General features: G+C 72.1%; 17 protein-coding genes. 7 read left to right on the plus strand and 10 right to left on the minus strand.

The features are described 5' to 3' along the window. The first annotated feature begins 114 nt into the window (after window positions 1-114). Window positions 115-642, plus strand: a complete 528-nt coding sequence (locus ACSW7Y_RS08450; protein ID WP_438125855.1) for a YbhB/YbcL family Raf kinase inhibitor-like protein — start codon at window positions 115-117, stop codon at window positions 640-642. A 187-nt stretch (window positions 643-829) separates the two neighbouring features. On the opposite strand, the gene ACSW7Y_RS08455 is transcribed toward ACSW7Y_RS08450, so the two are convergent. Next, the gene (locus ACSW7Y_RS08455; RefSeq protein WP_438125856.1) at window positions 830-3,103 is read right to left on the minus strand and encodes a polyribonucleotide nucleotidyltransferase; all 2,274 of its coding nucleotides are present in this window, start codon (window positions 3,101-3,103) and stop codon (window positions 830-832) included. A 303-nt stretch (window positions 3,104-3,406) separates the two neighbouring features. Here ACSW7Y_RS08455 and ACSW7Y_RS08460 point away from each other — a divergent pair, with 303 nt between their 5' ends. Next, window positions 3,407-4,636 (plus strand): coiled-coil domain-containing protein, encoded by a 1,230-nt coding sequence (locus ACSW7Y_RS08460; protein ID WP_438125857.1) that lies wholly within the window; start codon window positions 3,407-3,409, stop codon window positions 4,634-4,636. 436 nt (window positions 4,637-5,072) lie between these two features. On the opposite strand, the gene ACSW7Y_RS08465 is transcribed toward ACSW7Y_RS08460, so the two are convergent. From ACSW7Y_RS08465 to ACSW7Y_RS08485, 5 genes are all read right to left on the minus strand, one after another. Further along, window positions 5,073-6,047, minus strand: a complete 975-nt coding sequence (locus tag ACSW7Y_RS08465; RefSeq protein ID WP_438125858.1) for an FAD:protein FMN transferase — start codon at window positions 6,045-6,047, stop codon at window positions 5,073-5,075. Continuing rightward, window positions 6,047-6,334: a hypothetical protein gene (locus ACSW7Y_RS08470; RefSeq protein WP_438125859.1), complete on the minus strand. Its 288-nt coding sequence runs from the start codon at window positions 6,332-6,334 to the stop codon at window positions 6,047-6,049. Before ACSW7Y_RS08470 ends, ACSW7Y_RS08465 begins: the two co-directional genes overlap by 1 nt. 107 nt (window positions 6,335-6,441) lie before the next feature. Continuing rightward, a complete protein-coding gene (locus tag ACSW7Y_RS08475; protein WP_438125860.1) occupies window positions 6,442-7,059 on the minus strand; it encodes a CE1759 family FMN reductase in 618 nt (205 codons plus the stop codon). A gap of 175 nt (window positions 7,060-7,234) precedes the next feature. Continuing rightward, on the minus strand, window positions 7,235-7,504 hold the full coding sequence (gene rpsO, locus ACSW7Y_RS08480) for a 30S ribosomal protein S15 (RefSeq protein WP_058725132.1): 270 nt from the start codon (window positions 7,502-7,504) through the stop codon (window positions 7,235-7,237). 101 nt (window positions 7,505-7,605) lie between these two features. Beyond that, the gene (locus tag ACSW7Y_RS08485; protein ID WP_438125861.1) at window positions 7,606-8,052 is read right to left on the minus strand and encodes a VanZ family protein; all 447 of its coding nucleotides are present in this window, start codon (window positions 8,050-8,052) and stop codon (window positions 7,606-7,608) included. A 103-nt stretch (window positions 8,053-8,155) separates the two neighbouring features. Here ACSW7Y_RS08485 and ACSW7Y_RS08490 point away from each other — a divergent pair, with 103 nt between their 5' ends. Genes ACSW7Y_RS08490 through ACSW7Y_RS08500 form a run of 3 tightly spaced genes read left to right on the plus strand, consistent with a single transcriptional unit; the run spans window position 8,156 to window position 10,617 of the window. Beyond that, entirely contained in the window at window positions 8,156-9,208 is a 1,053-nt protein-coding gene (locus ACSW7Y_RS08490) for a glycoside hydrolase family 6 protein (protein ID WP_438125862.1), read from the plus strand. A gap of 57 nt (window positions 9,209-9,265) precedes the next feature. Then, complete coding sequence (locus ACSW7Y_RS08495) at window positions 9,266-10,315, plus strand: M4 family metallopeptidase (RefSeq protein WP_438125863.1); 1,050 nt, start codon at window positions 9,266-9,268, stop codon at window positions 10,313-10,315. A 32-nt stretch (window positions 10,316-10,347) separates the two neighbouring features. Continuing rightward, on the plus strand, window positions 10,348-10,617 hold the full coding sequence (locus ACSW7Y_RS08500) for a protealysin inhibitor emfourin (protein WP_438125864.1): 270 nt from the start codon (window positions 10,348-10,350) through the stop codon (window positions 10,615-10,617). Between the two features lie 115 nt (window positions 10,618-10,732). On the opposite strand, the gene ACSW7Y_RS08505 is transcribed toward ACSW7Y_RS08500, so the two are convergent. From ACSW7Y_RS08505 to ACSW7Y_RS08515, 3 genes are all read right to left on the minus strand, one after another. Beyond that, entirely contained in the window at window positions 10,733-12,976 is a 2,244-nt protein-coding gene (locus ACSW7Y_RS08505) for a HelD family protein (protein WP_438125865.1), read from the minus strand. 224 nt (window positions 12,977-13,200) lie between these two features. Beyond that, window positions 13,201-14,037, minus strand: coding sequence for an aldo/keto reductase (locus ACSW7Y_RS08510; protein WP_438125869.1), 837 nt, complete (start codon window positions 14,035-14,037; stop codon window positions 13,201-13,203). After that, on the minus strand, window positions 14,037-14,408 hold the full coding sequence (locus ACSW7Y_RS08515; RefSeq protein ID WP_290132318.1) for an FKBP-type peptidyl-prolyl cis-trans isomerase: 372 nt from the start codon (window positions 14,406-14,408) through the stop codon (window positions 14,037-14,039). Before ACSW7Y_RS08515 ends, ACSW7Y_RS08510 begins: the two co-directional genes overlap by 1 nt. 68 nt (window positions 14,409-14,476) lie before the next feature. Between ACSW7Y_RS08515 and ACSW7Y_RS08520 the strand changes: the two genes are divergently transcribed. Both ACSW7Y_RS08520 and ACSW7Y_RS08525 read left to right on the plus strand, forming a co-directional pair. Then, window positions 14,477-15,793, plus strand: a complete 1,317-nt coding sequence (locus ACSW7Y_RS08520) for an MFS transporter (protein ID WP_438125866.1) — start codon at window positions 14,477-14,479, stop codon at window positions 15,791-15,793. 292 nt (window positions 15,794-16,085) lie between these two features. Next, the gene (locus ACSW7Y_RS08525) at window positions 16,086-17,165 is read left to right on the plus strand and encodes a YihY/virulence factor BrkB family protein (protein WP_438125867.1); all 1,080 of its coding nucleotides are present in this window, start codon (window positions 16,086-16,088) and stop codon (window positions 17,163-17,165) included. A 202-nt stretch (window positions 17,166-17,367) separates the two neighbouring features. On the opposite strand, the gene ACSW7Y_RS08530 is transcribed toward ACSW7Y_RS08525, so the two are convergent. Beyond that, window positions 17,368-18,840 carry an aspartate ammonia-lyase gene (locus tag ACSW7Y_RS08530; RefSeq protein WP_438125868.1) on the minus strand — a complete coding sequence of 491 codons (1,473 nt, stop codon included), beginning with the start codon at window positions 18,838-18,840 and terminating at the stop codon, window positions 17,368-17,370. Between the last annotated feature and the right edge of the window lie 98 nt (window positions 18,841-18,938).

Consider the following 18,938-nt stretch of genomic DNA (forward strand, 5'->3'; position numbering starts at 1 on the left):
AGCGGGTGCTCGCCGCCTGACCCGGCACCGCCGGCCTGGAGGCACGGTGCCGGTCCGCGGGGTCGCGCACGCCCGGCTCGGCTCGCCCTGAGCACCCGGGTGTTGGCTGGCCGCATGACGAACGACCCGAACTGGAAGCTGCCCGAGGTCCCCTCCTTCGAGCTCACGAGTCCCGACTTCACCGACGGCGGCGCGCTGCCGGAGTGGGCACGCGGCTCGGACGCCGGTGGCGAGGACCGCTCCCCCGCCCTCGCGTGGTCCGGCGAGCCCGAGGGCACCCGCAGCTACGTCCTGACCGTGTACGACCCCGACGCCCCGACGGGCTCGGGCTTCTGGCACTGGGCGGTGACCGACATCCCCGCCGGCACGGACTCGCTCGAGCGTGGTGCCGGCACCGACGACGCCCTGCTGCCCGCCGAGGCCCTCCGCCGTCGCAACGAGTACGGGACGGACACGTTCCTCGGAGCGGCCCCGCCCGCCGGCCACGGTGCGCACCGGTACTTCTTCACGCTGAGCGCACTCGACGTGCCCGTGCTCGAGGCCCCGGCGGACGCGACCCCCGCGGTCGTCGGGTTCCTGCTGCGTGAGCACCTGCTCGGCCGGGCCCAGCTCGTCGGCACGCAGGAGACCCCCGCCGCCTGACGCGCGAGACTCGGTCGGCGCTCGCCGAGACTCGCGATCAGCGACAAGTCTCGTGCTCCGGAGCACGAGACTCGTCGCTGACGCCGAGTCTCGTGCCGCGACGAGTCGCCGCACTGCACCACGAACGCCGAACGGCCGCCGCTCCCTCGGGAGCGACGGCCGTTCGTGTGTCGGAACGCGGAGAGGATCAGCCCTCGGCCGGGTCCTCGGTGTGCTTCTCGTGGCCCTCGCGACCCTCGGTGTCCACCTCGTCGGCGATCACCGGCGCGAGCGACAGCTTGCCGCGGTCGTCCACCTTGGTCACCTCGACCAGGATCTTCTGGCCGACGCCGAGGACGTCCTCGACGTTCTCCACACGCTTGCCACCGGCGAGCTTGCGGACCTCGGAGACGTGGAGCAGACCGTCGCGGCCCGGGAGCAGCGACACGAACGCACCGAACGTCGCGATCTTGACGACCGTGCCGAGGAACTGGTCCCCGATCTCCGGGTTCGTCGGGTTCGCGATGGCGTTGACCTGGGCACGGGCGGCCTCGGCCGACGGACCGTCGACGGCGCCGATGTACACGGTGCCGTCGTCCTCGATCGAGATGTCGGCGCCGGTCTCGTCCTGGATCCCGTTGATCGTCTTGCCCTTCGGGCCGATCAGCTCGCCGATCTTGTCGACGGGGATCTGCACCGAGATGACGCGCGGCGCGGTGTCGGCCATCTCGTCGGGGGCGTCGATGGCCTCGTTCAGCACGCCGAGGATCGCGGAGCGCGCTTCCTTGGCCTGCTTGAGCGCGGCGTCGAGGACCGACGAGGGGATGCCGTCGAGCTTCGTGTCGAGCTGGATCGCCGTGACGAAGTCCGAGGTGCCGGCGACCTTGAAGTCCATGTCACCGAGGGCGTCCTCGGCACCGAGGATGTCCGTCAGCGCCGCGTAGCGCGTCTGGCCGTCGACGGTGTCGGAGACGAGGCCCATCGCGATGCCCGCGACCGGGGCCTTGAGCGGCACACCGGCGTTGAGGAGCGACAGGGTCGAGGCGCAGACGGAACCCATCGACGTCGAACCGTTGGAGCCGAGGGCCTCGGACACCTGACGGATGGCGTAGGGGAACTCCTCGCGCGACGGCAGCACCGGCACGAGCGCGCGCTCGGCGAGGAAGCCGTGCCCGATCTCGCGACGCTTCGGCGAACCCACGCGGCCGGTCTCACCGGTCGAGTAGGGCGGGAAGTTGTAGTGGTGCAGGTAGCGCTTCTTCGTGACGGGCGACAGCGAGTCGATCTGCTGCTCCATCTTGAGCATGTTCAGCGTGGTGACGCCGAGGATCTGCGTCTCGCCCCGCTGGAAGATCGCCGAGCCGTGGACGCGCGGGATCACGGCGACCTCGGCGTCGAGCGGACGGATGTCGGCGAGGCCGCGGCCGTCCATGCGGACCTGCTCGGTCAGGATGCGGCCGCGGACGACCTTCTTCGTGACCGACTTGTAGGCGCCGCTGACCTGGCCGTTGGCGCTCTCGGGGAGCTCGCCGGCTTCGACCTTGGCCGCGATGGCCTCCTTGACGCGGGCCTTGAGGGCGTCGTCCTTGTCCTGACGCTCGAGCTTGCCGGCGATCTGGTAGACGTCCTTGAGCTCGTCGAGGGCGAGCGCCTCGACGGCGTCGTAGACCTCGGGGGCGTACGGCGGGAAGACCGGGTAGTCCTGGATCTCCTTGGCCGACTGGGCGGCCATCTTCGCCTGCGCCTCGACGAGGACCTTGAGGAACGGCTTGGCCGCCTCGAGGCCCTGCGCGACGACGGCCTCGTCGGGCTTGGTCGCGCCGCCCTGGATGAGGTCCCAGCTGTGCTCGGTGGCCTCGGCCTCGACCATCATGATCGCGACGTCCTCGTTGCCCGCCTCGTCCGTGACGACACGGCCGGCGACGGTGAGGTCGAAGACGGCCTCCGCGAGCTGCGACGCCTTCGGGAACGCGACCCACTGGTCACCGATGAGCGCGAGGCGCACACCGGCGATCGGGCCGGAGAACGGCAGACCGGAGATCTGCGTCGACGCGGACGCCGCGTTGATCGCGAGCGCGTCGTAGAACTCGTCCGGAGCGATGCTCAGGACGGTGATGACGATCTGGACCTCGTTGCGGAGGCCGTCGACGAACGACGGGCGCAGCGGCCGGTCGATGAGACGGCAGACGAGGATCGCCTCGGTGCTCGGACGGCCTTCGCGACGGAAGAACGAGCCGGGGATCTTGCCAGCGGCGTACGAGCGCTCCTCGACGTCGACCGTCAGCGGGAAGAAGTCGAAGCCCTCACGCGGGTGCTTGCCGGCGCTGGTGGCCGAGAGGAGCATGGTCTCCTCGTCGAGGTACGCGGCGACCGCGCCCTGCGCCTGCTGTGCGAGTCGGCCGGTCTCGAACCGGACGACACGCTTGCCGAACTTGCCGTTGTCGATGACGGCTTCGGCGAACTTGATCTCGGGACCCTCCAAAAGGGTGCCTCCTTGACGTGTTCTCGGCAGACCCGGCGACGGCACACGACGGTGCGTGCGCGCCGAGGTGTCGGGACGCATGTCTGGCCAGCAGTAGAAGCACTCGGGACACCTTGTCGGCCCGCGAGCCACCACCGATGACCAGCTCCGTGCCCGGTCTGCGCAGTGTTTGTGTGACGACCGGGTTCGACCCCGGTCGCGTGCCGGGGAACGGTCCCCGGACGAACAGGACTTTACCAGTCCTCAGGCGATCCGCGGGCGAGGCGCACGACGAACCCGCACGTGGCCGCTAGCGTACGGACCATGCGCCTCCCCCTCTCCGGGCGAGGGTTCGTCGTGGCCGCCGTGGTCGCGGGCGTGCTCGTCGCCCCCCTCGTGACCGCGGTCCCGGCGAACGCGACGACCTACCCGACGTGGCAGGACGTCCAGCGGGCGAAGGGCAACGAGCAGGCCAAGAAGGCCGAGGTCGACACGGTGCAGACCGCCCTCCACCGGGTCCAGGCCGACGCCGCGGCGAAGTCGGCGACCGCGATCACCGCCTCCGAGGCGGCGGACCGGGCCGACGCGGACCTGGCCACGGCCACCCAGACCACCACGAGCCTCCAGGCCCAGGCGGACAGCGCCTCGGCGACCGCGGAGCGGGCGCAGCAGCGGGCCGGCCAGCTCGCCGCGAACCTCTACCGGGACGGCGCGACCGACCAGATGTCGACCCGCATCGCGACCACGAAGGACCCGAGCCAGCTGCTCTACCAACTCGGCGCGCTCGACCAGCTCTCGACCACGTGGGCCGGCGTCATGGACGACGCGTCGGTCGCCGCGAAGACCGCGTCGTCACTGCACGAGCAGGCGAAGCGCGCACAGGACGAGCGAGCCGACCTCGCGAGTGCCGCGGAGACGAAGGCCGCCGCCGCGAAGTCCGCGCAGGAGGCCGCCGACGCCGCCGTCGACGACACCCAGCAGCACAGCGACGAGCTCTACGCCCAGCTCGCGTCCCTGCAGGACACCACCGCCTCCGAGGAGCGCGGGTACCAGCTCGGGCTGCAGGTCGCCGCTCAGGAGGCCGAACAGCAGCGCCGTCGCGAGGAGGCGGCCGAGCGACAGCGCGAGCAGCAGGCAGCTGCGGCGAACAACACCCCCGGTACGAGCGGGGGCAGCAGCGGGGGCGGCAGCACGAGCGGCGGTTCCGGCACGAACTACCCGAGCACCGGCGGTGTGGTCGTCGACCCGGCGGGCGCGCAGGCGTACGCCCGGAGCGCGATCGGCGCCTACGGCTGGGGCTCCGACCAGATGGGCTGCCTGGTGTCGCTGTGGACGCAGGAGTCGGGTTGGCGGGCGAACGCCCTCAACGTGTCGAGTGGTGCGTACGGCATCCCGCAGGCGCTCCCCGCCGACAAGATGGCGGTCGCCGGTGCCGACTGGCGGACGAACGCCGCGACGCAGATCAACTGGGGTCTCGCGTACATCCACGACGCGTACGGGTCGCCCTGCGGTGCGTGGAACCACGAGATGAGCGTCAACCCGCACTGGTACTGACGCGTCGCGACCGGCTGGAGGCGCGTGGCGGCTCGGCCACGGACACTGACGCCGCCACGACCCGGCCTGGAGGCGCAGGGCGGCGCCGCCGCGGACGCTGACGCCGACACGACCCGGCCTGGAGGCGCAGGGCGGCGCCGCCGCGGACGCTGACGCCATCACGACCAGGCCGGGAGGCGCGGCACGACGCCGCCACGGACACTGACGCCACCACGACCCGGCCTGGAGGCGCGTGGCGGCGCCGCCACGGGCCTCCCGTCCCGGGGGTGGTCACGCTGCGGGCGCGGCCCGTCGGCACCTCGCCATGCGCGTCGGCGGCTCGCGAGCTGCGCTGCCGCGCGCGGTGCGAACTCGTGCACATGGTGCGAGGGAGGACCCCTCGCACCATGTGCACGAGTTCGCACGGACTGGACGGCCGCGCGCACCGTGCGAGGGGTCAGGCAGCCCGTCCGGCGACCTCGGGGCCGTGAAGCGCGTCGTCGGCCGGCCACCCACCGATCCGGAGCACCGCACCGGAGGCCCCGACGAGCCGCGCTGCGCGGACGGTCGCACGGAGCATCTCGGGGGCGCGGCGCCCCCGGACGACCGCGGCGGTGGAGAGCGTGTTCGCCGTGACGCACGAGGGAGCGACCACCGTGACCGAGCGCCAGACGGGCTCGGCGGGCAGGCCCCACCGGGGGTCGAGGATGTGGTGCCGGGCCTGTCCGCCCTGCTCCCACCGACGCTTCTGCGTGCTCGAGGTCGCGACGGACCACCCTGACGCGATCCGGACGTGGTCGACCGGGTCGGTGTCGAGGTCCTGCACCCGCACCTGCCAGCCGCCCGCGGGATCCGGGCCGGCCGTCGCGACGTCGCCCCCGAGGGAGACGAGCGCCCCGATGCCGAGACGTGCGGTGATGGTCGCGGCGGCCATGTCGGCCGCGGCGGCCTTCGCGGTCGCACCGAGGTCGAGCCGGACGCCGACGGGGACACGGAGGAACGTGCCGCTCAGGAGCACCCGCTGCCAGGCCGGTCGGGTGTCGAGTGCCGCCGTGAGGACAGTGGGGTCGGGATCGTCCGCTCCCCCGTCCGTGCGTGCGCCGCCGGCGGTCCGGTGGAACGCGTCGTCGTAGCCGAGCGACACCATGTGGTTGCCGAGCGTGGGGTCGACGTCCCCGTCGGTCAGCCGTGCAGCGTCGAGCGCCTGGTGCACGAGGGACGCCAGGAGCGGCGAGACCTCGGCACCGTGCTCGAGTTCCGTGGTGCGTGCGACGAGCTCGGAGTCGTCGCGGAAGCGGCTGCAGGCGCGGTCGACGGCGTCGGTGACCTCGCGGATGCAGGCCTCGGCGGCGGGGAGGTGACGGCGGTCTCGACGATCGAGGACGACACGGGCGGTGGTGGTCCAGAGCTCCCACTCGGCGGCGGCGCGCATCAGGAGCCCGTGGTCGTCGCGTCGGACGACGAGTTCTGGTCGCCCTGGGTGACGCCGGTCCCGCCGGTGTTCGTGCTGCTGCTGCCGCTCGTGCCGGTGTCGCTGCTGTTGCTCGTGCTGCTGCTGCCGCTGCTCGTGCTGCTGCTGCCGCTGCTCGTGCTGCCGTCGCTGGTCGCGGAGCCCTGTTCGTGCCCGACCCACAGGCCGGCGCCGGTCACCATCGCGACCACGAGCCCGCCGATGCTCACGAGCGAGCTCGTCGTCCACTTCCTGCCGTTGCTGCCCATCGTTCCTCCTCGTCTCGGGACGAGGTTCGCGGGCCCGGCGATGGAGCACCCTGGAACGCGCTGGAGCGGCCCCGGGCGGACGCCATGCGCCGGCTGTGAGCGGCGGGTCAGTGCCCGAGGCCGCCGAGCATCGCGGCGAAGTCGGGAGTCTCGGGCAGCGCGTCCGCCTGCTGCGGCACGCGGCGCGAGGCCCGGACGGCCCAGGCGAGGTCGGCACCGGCGCGGCTGATGCGCCCCTCGAGTGCTGCGGCGTCGCCCTCCGTGCCCCAGTCGTCGGTCGCGGCGAACACACCGGTCGGGACGACCGCGGCACGGAGGTAAGCGAACACTGGTCGGAGCGCGTGGTCGATCGCGAGCGAGTGCCGTGCGGTGCCCCCGGTCGCGCCGAGCAGCACCGGCATGTCGGCGAGGGCGTCCTTGTCGATCACGTCGAGGAACGACTTCGCGAGTCCGCTGATGCCGGCCGTGAAGACCGGGGTGACGAACACGACCGCGTCGGCCTCGACCACGGTGGCGATCGCCTTCGCGAGGGCGGGCGCGGCGAAGCCGGTGAGCATCGCGTCGACGATCTCGTGCGCGATCGGGCGGAGCTCGACGTGCTCGACGTGCGCGGAGGTGCCGTCCGCGCGCAGGGCCTCGACGGCAGCACCGCCGAGGCGGTCGGCGAGCAGGCGGGTGGAGCTGGGGTCGGACAGTCCGGCGGAGACGACGGCGATGGTGGTCATGATGGTTCCCGACTTTCGATGCGTTTGCATGAACATCGTACCGAACCAGCGGAGGATCGCAAGCATTCCCGTCCGCTCCACCGCGGGGCGCCGACCGCGGGACTCCCGGGGACAGGAGAACGCCCGGCCTTCCGAGGAAGACCGGGCGTTCAGCCGAGCAGTGTCTGCGTGGGACTCAGCGACGCAGGCCGAGACGCTCAATGAGCGCACGGTAGCGGTTGATGTCCACGTCAGCGAGGTAACCGAGGAGACGGCGACGCTGACCGACCATGAGCAGCAGACCACGACGCGAGTGGTGGTCGTGCTTGTGCTCCTTGAGGTGCTCGTTCAGGTCGTTGATGCGACGCGTCAGAACGGCGACCTGGACCTCGGGGGATCCGGTGTCGCCCGGGTGGGTCGCGTACTCTTCGATGATCTCCTGCTTGACCTTCGCGTCAAGTGCCATGGATGATCCCCTTCCTGTCCGTTGCGCGGTGCTCGTGCCTGATGCACGAGCGCTCTTTGTCCGCGGCCGTTCGACGGCAACCGGAGAAGCCTACCAGGTGATCAGGCCGTGCGGGGGCGCAGACGACGTCGTCGCGGTGCCGGCAACAGACTGCGGAACAGCCTGACGAGCGTCGCGCCGAGGAGCCCGCCGAGCCCGTTCGACAGCACGTCGCGCGGGTCCGACACCCGGTTCGGCAGGAAGGCCCCCTGGTACTGCTCGATGCCGACCGAGAGCCCGACCGCGACGACCGCACCGAGCAACCACCAGCGGCGGGGCAGCCAGAGTGCGGCGAGCATGCCGACCGGGACGAACATCGCGATGTTGGCGAGGAACTCCGTCCGGTCGTACGTGAGCCAGCCGCTGCCGGTGATCCGCTGCGCCCACCGGATCGCGTGCTCCACGAGGGAGCCCTGCGCCGCGGTGAAGACCTCCGGCGTCAGGGTCATCCGCCAGATCACCCAGGCGTACGTCGCGGTGACGGCGAGGAGGAGGAGTTTCCGGAGCATCCGCAGAGTCTGACGCACCGCGTTCGGGAGATCCCTGGCTCACCGCTGGCAGAACACCCGGAGCGGATCCCCGTTCCGCCCGCACTCCTGGGAGCATGGGGGCATGACGGACCAGGGGAACCGCCGGCGCGCACCGCGTCGGTCGTCGGCCGGGCGCCAGTGGACCTGGATCGGCACCGTCGCGGCCGTCGTCGTCGTCGCCGTCGTCGCCCTCGTGGTGACATTCCCCCGCGGCGAGGCGCCGGACGGTCGGCAGGTCGTCCAGCGCAAGACCGCGGCACAGGCGTTCCCCGGCGGTCTCGCGGTGCAACCGGCCGCCGAGAACCAACCCGGACGTCGCGAGGCAGCGGCACGAGCGGCCGGGCAGGACACCACGGCGCGGCAGATCGCCGTCATCGCGGACCAGCCGATCGCGACCTGGCTGACCGACGACTCGGTCGCCGACACGCGCGCCACGATCCGCGACGTCGTCCGGAGCGCGCGCCAGCAGGACCGCACCCCGATGTTCGTGCTCTACAACGTCCCCGACCGGGACTGCGGCCACTACTCGAAGGGGGGCAGCACGGAGTCCGGGTACGTGCCGTGGGTCCGTGCCGCCGCACGAGCGATGTCCGGGTCGCACGCCGTCGTGCTCGTCGAACCCGACTCGATCGCCCAGATCGCGGTCTGCGAGCGGCTCCGGGAGTCCCGTCTGCCCCTGCTCCGACAGGCCGTCGGGGCGTTGAGCGGGCACGGCCTCACCGTGTACCTCGACGGCGGCAACGAGGACCGCGTCCCGGTCGCCCAGCAGGCGTCGTGGCTGCGGCAGGCCGGCGTCGACCGGACCCAGGGGTTCTTCACGAACGTCTCGAACTTCTACCGCGTGGACACCGAGCGCGCCTACGCGGACGAGCTCGCCGACCGCATCGGCGACGACCCGCACTTCGTCATCGACGTCTCCCGCAACGGGCAGGGGTGGCGCGGGACGTGGTGCAACCCCTCCGGAGCCGGACTCGGACAGACACCGCACGTCACGCGGGGCAGCACCCGACTCGACGCCCTGCTCTGGGTGAAGACGCCGGGCCTCAGCGACGGCACGTGCAACGGCGGTCCCGCGGCCGGGCAGTGGTGGGAGTCGTACGCGCTCGACCTCGTGGCGAACCGGAAGCGCGGCTGAGCGGCTGAGCAGGCGGCTTCACGGCGCCGTGTCGGTGCCCGGTGGTTGCATCGGGACATGACCCCGACCGCGCGCCTCCGCTCCGTCGTCCCGCCCTACCTCCTCCGAGCCGTCGCCGACGCGCCGGACCTCCCCCGCGCGTCCTCGGCCGCCCGGTCCGCGCTGGCCTCGCTCGAGGTCGTCCAGCAGCCGAAGCACGAGCACCACGTGCGTCCACAGGGGGCGAGCGGCACGGTCGACCGGTCGCCGCAGCGGACGATCTCCGATGCCCACGGCACGACGACCCTCCCCGGCACGGCCGTCCGGCACGAGGGTGCCCCGGACTCCGGCGACCCCGCGGTGGACGAGGCCTACACCGGCCTCGGGGACACCCACGCGTTCTGGCTCGAGGTGTTCGACCGGGTGTCCATCGACGGCGCCGGCCTGCCCCTCGACGCGACCGTGCACTACGGGCAGGACTACGACAACGCCTACTGGGACGGCAGCCGGATGGTGTTCGGCGACGGGGACGGCGAGGTCTTCGAGCGCTTCACCATCGCGGTCGACGTGATCGGCCACGAACTCGCGCACGGCGTCACGCAGTACACCGCCGACCTCACGTACGAAGGGCAGTCCGGCGCGCTGAACGAGTCGATCAGCGACGTGTTCGGCTCGCTCGTGCTGCAGTACTCCCGGAAGCAGACCGCCGAGCAGGCTTCGTGGCTCATCGGCGAGGGCCTGTTCACCCCGCGCGTGCAGGGTGTCGCCCTCCGCTCCATGCGTGCTCCCGGCACGGCCTACGACGACCCGACGCTCGGCAAGGACCCGCAACCGGCCACCATGGCGGACTACCTCGACACGACCGACGACAACGGTGGCGTGCACACGAACTCCGGCATCCCGAACCACGCCTTCTACCTCGCCGCCACGGCCATCGGTGGCTTCGCGTGGGAGGGCGCCGGCGCGGTCTGGTGGGACGCGCTGACCTCGGACGCCGTCAGCGCCTCGATCGACTTCGCGGGCTTCGCCGGTGTCACGGTCTCCGCGGCGGCCACCCGCTTCGGTGACGGGTCGCGCGAACACACCGCTGTGCAGCAGGCCTGGCGCGACGTCGGTGTGCTGAGCTGACCCGTCTCCCGCGCCGGGCGTACGGTCGTGACATGCACATCGCCGTCCGCCGGACCGGGGGCTTCGCCGGCACCACCCGGGGCTGGCGCGTCGACACCGAGGCCTGCGAGGACCCCACGGCGTGGACGGACCTCGTCAGCGCGCTCCCCCGTGAGGTCCCCGTCCCGGCGCCCGCCGTCCGCGACGACTTCACGTGGACGATCACGATCGAGGAGCGCTCCGTCTCGATCCCCGGCTCCCGGCTGGACGGGCCGTGGGCGTCCCTCGTGGCGCGGGTGCGCGACGAGGGCGACGCCGACTGACCTTCCCGCGCGACGCGTGCGCCACGCGTCGGCACGGGCAAAGGCGGACAGGAGGCGCGGATCGGCCCGGGCGCGTCCCTCCGGCCGGTCGCCGGTCGCCCCCGGCGCGCCCGCGTCAGACGACGTCGACGACCGTCAACCGCCTGGTCGGCCGGGTCATCGCCACGTACACCGCCGCCGCCGCCCGCGCCGCATCGGCCCCGACGCGGTCCGGGTCGACGAGGAGTACCCCGTCGAACTCGAGGCCCTTCGCGTCCGCCCCGGTCAGCACCGTGACCGACCCCGGCCGCGGCGACCCGAGCGACCGGACGTCGGCCTCGGTCCGGGCGAGCCGCTGCCGCACCGCGTCGACGTCCGCCTCGGGCACGATCACGCCGACGGTGCCGCTCCCGATCGCCTCGCGCTCGGTGTCGACGAGCGCAGCGACCCGGTCGAGCAACGACCCGCGCGGCACCGACACGCGCTGCACGGGGTCGCCGTCACGGACGGCTTCGTTCCGCGTCACCACGAGCCCCGCCGACTCCGCGTACTCCCCGGCGGCGCGCACGATGGAGCGCGGCGTGCGGTAGTTGACGGTGAGTTCCTCGATGCGGTGCTCGATCGGTACCTGTGGGGCGCGACCACGGCGACGACGGGCGAGGGCACCGACGACGTCGTCCCACGTGCGGGCAGCCCCGGGCGAGGACCCCTGCGCCATGTCCCCGACGATCGTGAAGGACCGGAGCGGGTTCCGGCGGGCGAGCACCCGCCACTGCATCGGTGAGAGCTCCTGCGCCTCGTCGACCACGATGTGCCCGTAGGTCCACTCGCGGTCCTCGGCGGCACGCTCGGCGGTGGTCCGGGGGTCGCCGCCCTCGGCGAAGGAGCCGGCGACCTGCTCCGCGGTGACGATGCCCTCGACGCCCATGTTCTCGATGGCCTGGCGCGCGTTCTCGATGTCGCGGTTGCGGCTCGCCTTCGCCGCACGCTTGGCTGCGCCGCCGGTCGGGTCGAACGGACCGAGGAGCTCGGCGGCCTCGTCGAGCAGCGGGACGTCCTCGACGGTCATCGCCGAGCCGCGGGGGCGCAGCAGCAGCGCTCGGCGTTCCGGGGTCCAGTTCGGGGTGAGGGACGCGAGCCAGTTCGGCCGCGCGTAGAGGTCCTCGAGGAACTTCTCGGCGGGCAGCGGGAGCCACGCGGTGTTGAGCAGGACGCGGGCGTCGTAGGAGGACCGGATGTCCTCCCGGAGGACCTTCTCGTCGGCCTCGTCCACCGTGGTGCCGCGCTCCCGGAGCTGGTCGGCGAGCAAGCGCGTCATCGCGTCGAGGGCGATCTTGTTGAAGGTCACCCGGGCGACGTTGTGCGGCTTGCCGCGGTCCTGCGCGCGCTTCATCGCATCGGCGACCAGGTGCGGCGGGACGACGAGCCGCTCGCCCTCGACGTCGAGCGTCACCGGCTCGGTCGGCACGACCTGCCGCGACCGGACGGCACGGCGGAGCAGGGACGCCATCTCAGCCGACCCCTTCACGGCGGCGACGTCCCGGTGGTCGTGCGTCGAGGCGTGCACGCCCGGGTACAGCGAGCCGAGCGACGCCATCACGACGCCGGTCTCGCCGAGGGACGGCAGCACCTGCTCGATGTACGTCAGGAACGCCGACGAGGGTCCGACCATGAGCACGCCCGACCCGCGGAGGCGCTCGCGGTACGAGTACAGCAGGTACGCCGCGCGGTGCAGCGCCACGGCGGTCTTGCCCGTCCCGGGGCCGCCCTGCACGATGAGCACGCCCTCGAGCGGGGAGCGGATGATGCGGTCCTGCTCGGCCTGGATCGTCGCGACGATGTCCGTCATCCGACCGGTGCGCTCGGCGGTCACGGCCGCGAGGAGCGCCCCCTCGCCCTGCAGGTGCGTTCGCTCGTCGTCATAGAGGGAGGCGTCGAAGACCTCGTCCTCGACCCCGACGACGGTGCGGCCGTCGAGCGTGAGGTGTCTGCGCGAACGCATGCCCATCGGGTGCGCCGCGGTCGCCTGGTAGAAGGCGCTCGCGCCCGGCACACGCCAGTCGAGCAGGAGCGGGCGGTGGTCGTCGTCCCGGAGGCCGACCCGTCCGATGTACCGGAACGCGTCCTCGTCGCTGTCCGGCTCGGACACCTCGAGCCGGCCGAAGACGAGCCGGTCGCCGACGCGTTCGAGCGTGGCGATCGTGTCCTCGTAGAGCCGGGCGTACGCATCGCGCTTGCTGCGGCTCTGGTGGTTCCCGCCGACCGCCTGACGGCGGGTCTCGGCGAGTCGCTGCTCGGCCTCGGCGGTCAGTTCGTCGAGGCGGGCGAACAGCCCGTCGACGTAGCCACGCTCGCGGTCGATCTCGGTCGGTTCGGACACACGCCACCCTTCGGGAAACAGGGGTGTCCAGTGTAGTCCCGCAGGACCGACACCGGAGACGTCGCGTCGCGACCACGGACGGACTGGAGGCGCGTGGCGGACCCGCCACGCGCCTCCGGTCCGGAACCGGGTTCCGCCCGTCGGGCACCGCTGTGCGGACACGACACCACGCTTCTCCACGGTGCTGTGTCCGGAACCTGGTCCCGGCGCGACGGACGGTCTCGCTACATCTCCTCGTGCGTGTCCGGGTCGCCGTCCCAGAGGCGGCCGCGCTCGAGCGCGGAGATCGCGGCCACCTCGTCCTCGGTCAGCTCGAAGCCGAAGACGTCGAGGTTCTGCCGCTGCCGCTCCGGGTCACCGGACTTCGGCACCGGCACGGCACCGAGCTGGACGTGCCAGCGCAGCACGACCTGGCCCGGCGTGACCCCGTGCGCCTCGGCTGCGGCGACGACCGCCTGCTCGCTCATGAGTTCCGACTGCTTGGCGAGCGGGCTCCAGCTCTCGGTCACGATCCCGAGCTCCTGGTGCACCTTCCGCAGCTCCGCCTGGGGGAAGTACGGGTGCAGCTCGACCTGGTTCACCGCTGGTGCGACCCCGGTGGCGTCCACGATCCGCTTCAGGTGCTCCGGCGTGAAGTTCGAGACGCCGATCGAGCGGACCTTGCCCGCGTCGCGGAGGTCCACGAAGGCCTTCCACGTGTCGACGAACTTGTCGACCGAGGGGTTCGGCCAGTGGATGAGGTAGAGGTCCACGTGGTCGAGGCCGAGGTTCGCGAGCGACTCGTCGATCGACCGGTGCGCCTCGTCGTACCCGTGGTGGCGCCCGGGCAGCTTCGTGGTGACGACGAGGTCCTCGCGGTCGACGCCGGACTCGCGGACCGCGCGGCCCACGGCGTCCTCGTTGCCGTAGTTCAGGGCGGTGTCGAGCAGTCGGTAGCCGCTCGCGATCGCCGCCTGCACCTGCGCGGTGCCCTCGTCGCCGTTCAGGCCGTAGGTGCCGAGGCCGAGCTCGGGGAACCGGTGGCCGTCGTTCAGCTCGATCGTCGGGGCGCCGACCTGCATCATCGGACCCCGAGCAGGTCGATGACGAAGATCAGCGTCTTGCCGGACAGGAAGTGACCGCCGCCGGCCGGGCCGTAGGCGAGCTCCGGCGGGACGACGAGCTTGCGGCGACCGCCGACCTTCATGCCGGGGATGCCCTCCTGCCAGCCGCGCACGAGCGCCGCGAGCGGGAAGTCGATCGGCTCGCCGCGGTTCCACGAGCTGTCGAACTCCTCGCCCGACTCGTACTCGACTCCCGCGTAGTGGACCTTGACGGTCGAGCCCGCGGTGGCCTCGTCGCCGGATCCCTCGACGATGTCGGTGACCACGAGCTCGGTGGGGGCGGGGCCCTCGGGGGCGTCGAACTCGGGCTTGCTGTTGAGGTCAGTCATGCCCGCCAGTCAACCAGTTCGCGCGGGCAGCGCCGTCCAGCCCGGCGAAGCCCCAGAATGGTTCCACCGTGACACGTTCCGACACCACTCCGCGCCGCCGCCTGCTCGCCGACCTCACCCCGCTCCGCCGCTCCCCCGCGTTCGCGCGGCTCTGGGCCGGGACGGCGATCGCCGGCATCGGCACGCAGATGACCACCGTCGCGGTCGGCCTCGAGGTGTACGAGATCACCCACTCGACCTTCGCCGTCGCGCTCGTGGGCGTGATCGCGCTCGTGCCGATGATCGTCGCGGGCCTCTACGGCGGCATGCTCGCGGACGCCTTCGACCGGCGGCTCGTCGCGCTCGTGTCGGCGATCATCGCCTGGGCTGCGGTCGCCCTGATCGCGACGCACGCCTGGCTCGGGCTGCACAGCGTCGTGCTGCTGTACGTCCTGGCGACGGTGAACGCGGTCGCGGCGACGGTCAGCAACGCCTCCCGGTCGGCGATCGTGCCGCGGCTGGTCGGGACGGACCTGCTGCCCGCGGCGAGCGCCCTCGGTGGCATCGCGTCCGGGTTCCAGGTGACGGTGGGTCCGGCGATCGCGGGTGTCCTCATCGCCAGCGTCGGCTTCGCCCCGACCTACACGATCGACGTCGTGCTGTTCACGTTCGCGTTCCTCGGGGTGTTCACGCTCCCTCGGATGGCGGCCGAGCACGACGCGCTCCGCCCCGGACTGAGCTCGTTGATCGAGGGCGCCCGGTTCCTGAAGCGTTCACGGAACATCACGATGACGTTCGTGCTCGACATCGTCGCGATGACGTTCGGCCAGCCGCGGGTGCTCTTCCCCGCGATCGGCGCGCTGGTGATCGGCGGCGGGTCGATCACCGTCGGGACGCTCACCGCCGCCTACGCCGTCGGTGCACTGCTGTCGAGCGTGTTCTCGGGTCCGCTCGGGCACGTCCGCCGGCAGGGCGAGGCCGTCGGCTGGGCGATCTCGGCCTACGGCGCGGCGATCGCGGGGTTCGGCATCGTCATCGCGGTGGCGCACCTGCTCGGCGGTCGCGCGGGCGAGCGCTTCGACGTCGGGATCCTGCCGGCGCTGGCACTCGCGGCGCTCTTCCTGGCGATCTCCGGCGGCGCGGACAACGTCAGCTCGGTGTTCCGCAACACGATCCTGCAGGCGGCGTCGCCGGACGGCATGCGCGGACGGCTGCAGGGCATCTTCATCGTGGTGGTCACGGGCGGTCCGCGGCTCGGCGACCTCTACGCCGGGCTCGTCGTCGCAGCCGGGATCGCGTACCCGCCGATCATCGGTGGCGTGCTCATCGTCGGCCTGGTCGCGCTGCTGCTCCGGCTCGTGCCGTCGTTCCGCCGGTACGACGCGCAGCACCCGCACGCGAACTAGCGAGCCGAGTCTCGGCCCGGCGGCACGGGTCTCGGCCGCCGCGCCCTGTCGCTTTCGCGAAAGCGACAGTCTGCTGACACGCGACAGTGCCGAACTGTCGCTTCGGCGACCGGCGGCGGGGCGGGGACCGCCGACCTGTCGCTTTGTCGACATGGTCGCGACCTCAGCCGGCCGAGAACGCGACCCGCTGGGTGGCGACGCCGAGCGTTGCGCAGGGTGACCGCCCACCGGCCTGGAGGCGCGTGGCGGGCCCGCACCGCGCCTCCCGTCCGATCCGGGTAGTTTCGTACGCATGCCGGACCACGATGCGCGCGCCATCCAGCGGACCGGGGTCCGTGCCGTCGTCCGGCGCACCTACCACTCGGTCATCCGGCACCGCGTCGTCGACGCGGCGGCGTCGCTGACGTTCTTCGCGACCCTCACGGTGTTCCCGACGGCGCTCGCGGTCGTGTCCGCCCTGGCGATCGTGGACCGGTCCGGCGACGGCCTCGAGGACATCATCCAGATCCTCGGGTTCATCGTGCGCCCGGAGACCGCGCAGCACCTCGAGGAGCCGCTCCGGCAGCTGCTCTCCCTCGACAACCCGTGGCTCGGGTTCGCGACCGGGGTGGTCCTCACGCTCTGGTCGCTGTCCGGGTACGCGACGGCGTTCGGCCGCGCGATGAACACCGCCTACGAGGTCGAGGAGGGTCGGCGGATCTGGAAGTTCCGCAGCATGATGCTCCTCGTCACCCTGCTCGTCATGGTCGGTGGCGCGATCGCGATCCTCATCCTGCTCGGCACCCCGACCATCGCGGCGGCGGTCGTCGACCAGATGGGCTGGCCGGTCTGGCTCGACGACCTGTGGAACGTGACGAAGTGGCCCGGGCTCGCGGCCGACCTCGTCGTGTTGGTCGCGGTCCTCTACTACGCGACGCCGAACGTGCGGACGCCGCAGCTGCGGTGGGTCTCGGCCGGGGCGGCCTTCGCGATCCTGACCTGGGCGCTCGCGACGCTCGGGTTCGCGATCTACGTCGAGACGATCGGGGCGGGCAACCGGGCGTACGGGTGGCTCGGTGGCGCGATCCTGCTGCTCGTGTACCTGTACATCTCGAACTTCGTGCTCGTCGTCGGTGGGGAGCTCGACTCGGAGGTCATCCGGATGCGGCAGCTGTTCGCGGGGATCGAGGCCGACGAGTCGATCCGCCTCCCGCTGCGGGACGTCACGCGCAACTTCACGCTGGCCCGGTGGCGGGACGCCGACATCGCGGCCGCACACCACGTCCGGGTCGAGGCCGCGAAGCTCCCCCGTGACGACGAGGACTCGGCGCAGGCGGCGCACCTCCGCGACCTCGCCGGCAAGGTGCAGGTGAGCGAACCCCCGATGCCGTAGCGGTGGGGTGCCCCCTCGCACCGTGGGAGGTACTGTCCGCACCGTGCGAGGTTTCGCACGCCGTGCGAGCGCGTCGCCCTCGCACGGCATGCGGAAGCTCGCACCGTGTGGCGAACTCGCACGGTGCGATGCGGCGGGCTCGCGTCGCGACCTCGCACGGTGCGAGGCGACGAGCGCGCCCCACGCCCCCACACCCCCGGCGTCAGCGCTCCCGCGCCGCCTGGTCCAGCATCTCCTCCGTGACGACCGGGATCGCCCCCGTCGCGAGCTCGATGCCCGACAGGCGCGCGGGCGAGAGGACGCGCTGCACCTGGTCCTCCTCCATGAGCCCGGCCGCCGTGACGAGCGTCGCGATGGGCGTCGACGTGGTGAGTGCCGTGTGCGCGATCGACGCCGCGGCCGCGTACCCGATGTACGGCGTCAGGGCGGTCACGACACCGACGTTCGTGTCCACCTGGGCCGCGAGCTTCGCCTCGTTCGCCTCGATCCCCGTGACGCAGTGCACGCGGAGGGTCTCGCAGCCGTTCGCCATCCACTGCAGCGACTGCATGATCGAGTGCGCGATGATCGGCTCGAACGCGTTGAGCTGCAGCTGGCCGCCCTCGGCCGCCATCGTCACGGTGGTGTCCGCGCCGACGACCGCGAACGCGATCTGGTTCACCACCTCGGGGATCACCGGGTTCACCTTGCCGGGCATGATCGACGATCCCGCCTGCCGTGCGGGGAGCGTGATCTCCCCCAGGCCCGCCTGCGGCCCCGACGCGAGGAGTCGGAGGTCGTTGCAGATCTTCGAGAGCTTCGCGGCGCTGCGCTTCACCGTGCCGGACAGCGTCATGAACGCGCCGGCGTCGCTCGTCGCCTCGATGAGGTCCGGAGCGGTCACGACGTCGAGGCCGGTCGCGATCTGCAGCTGCCGACGCACCTCGTCGCGGTAGAGCGGGTCGGCGGTGATGCCGGTACCGATCGCGGTCGCGCCGAGGTTCGTCTCCGCCAGCAACGGCATCACCTTCGACAGCAGGAGGACGTCCTCCTGGATGGTGTGCGCGAACCCGGTGAACTCCTGTCCGAGCGTCATCGGCACGGCGTCCTGCAGCTGGGTGCGACCGATCTTCAGGACGTCCGCGAAGGCCCGCCCGCGCTCGGCGAACGCGTCGGACAGTGCCTCGAGCTGGGTGTTGAGCCGCCGGACCCCGAGGATCATCGCCAGCTTGATGCTCGTCGGGTACGTGTCGTTCGTCGACTGGCTGCGGTTCACGTGGTCGATCGGGTGCAGGTACGCGTAGTCGCCCTTCTCCCGCCCGAGCAGTTCGAGGGCGCGGTTCGCGAGCACCTCGTTCGTGTTCATGTTCGTCGACGTGCCGGCGCCGCCCTGGACGACGTCGACCACGAACTGGTCGCGGAGCCGACCGTCGCGGACCTCCTGCGCGGCCGCGTCGATCGCGTCGGCACGCTCGCCGTCGAGCACCCCGATCGCCTTGTTCGCTCGGGCTGCGGCCTGCTTGACGGTCGCGAGGGCCTCGATGAGGTCCGGGTACACCGCGATGGGGACGGACGTGATCGGGAAGTTCTCGAGCGCCCGGAGGGTGTTGATCCCCCAGTAGGCGTCGGCCGGCACCTCTCGGCTGCCCAGGGAGTCGGTCTCGGTGCGGGTGGGTCGTGGTGCGTCGTTGCTCACCCGGCCCAGGCTAGTCCGAACCGTCCGGCCGGTCCTGGTGCATGCCGCGATCGCGTGTCGGCATGCGTCCGACGCGACCGGGAAGCGGCCTGGAGGCT

The organism is Curtobacterium flaccumfaciens, assembly GCF_051548005.1.
In the GTDB taxonomy this organism is placed as follows: domain Bacteria; phylum Actinomycetota; class Actinomycetes; order Actinomycetales; family Microbacteriaceae; genus Curtobacterium.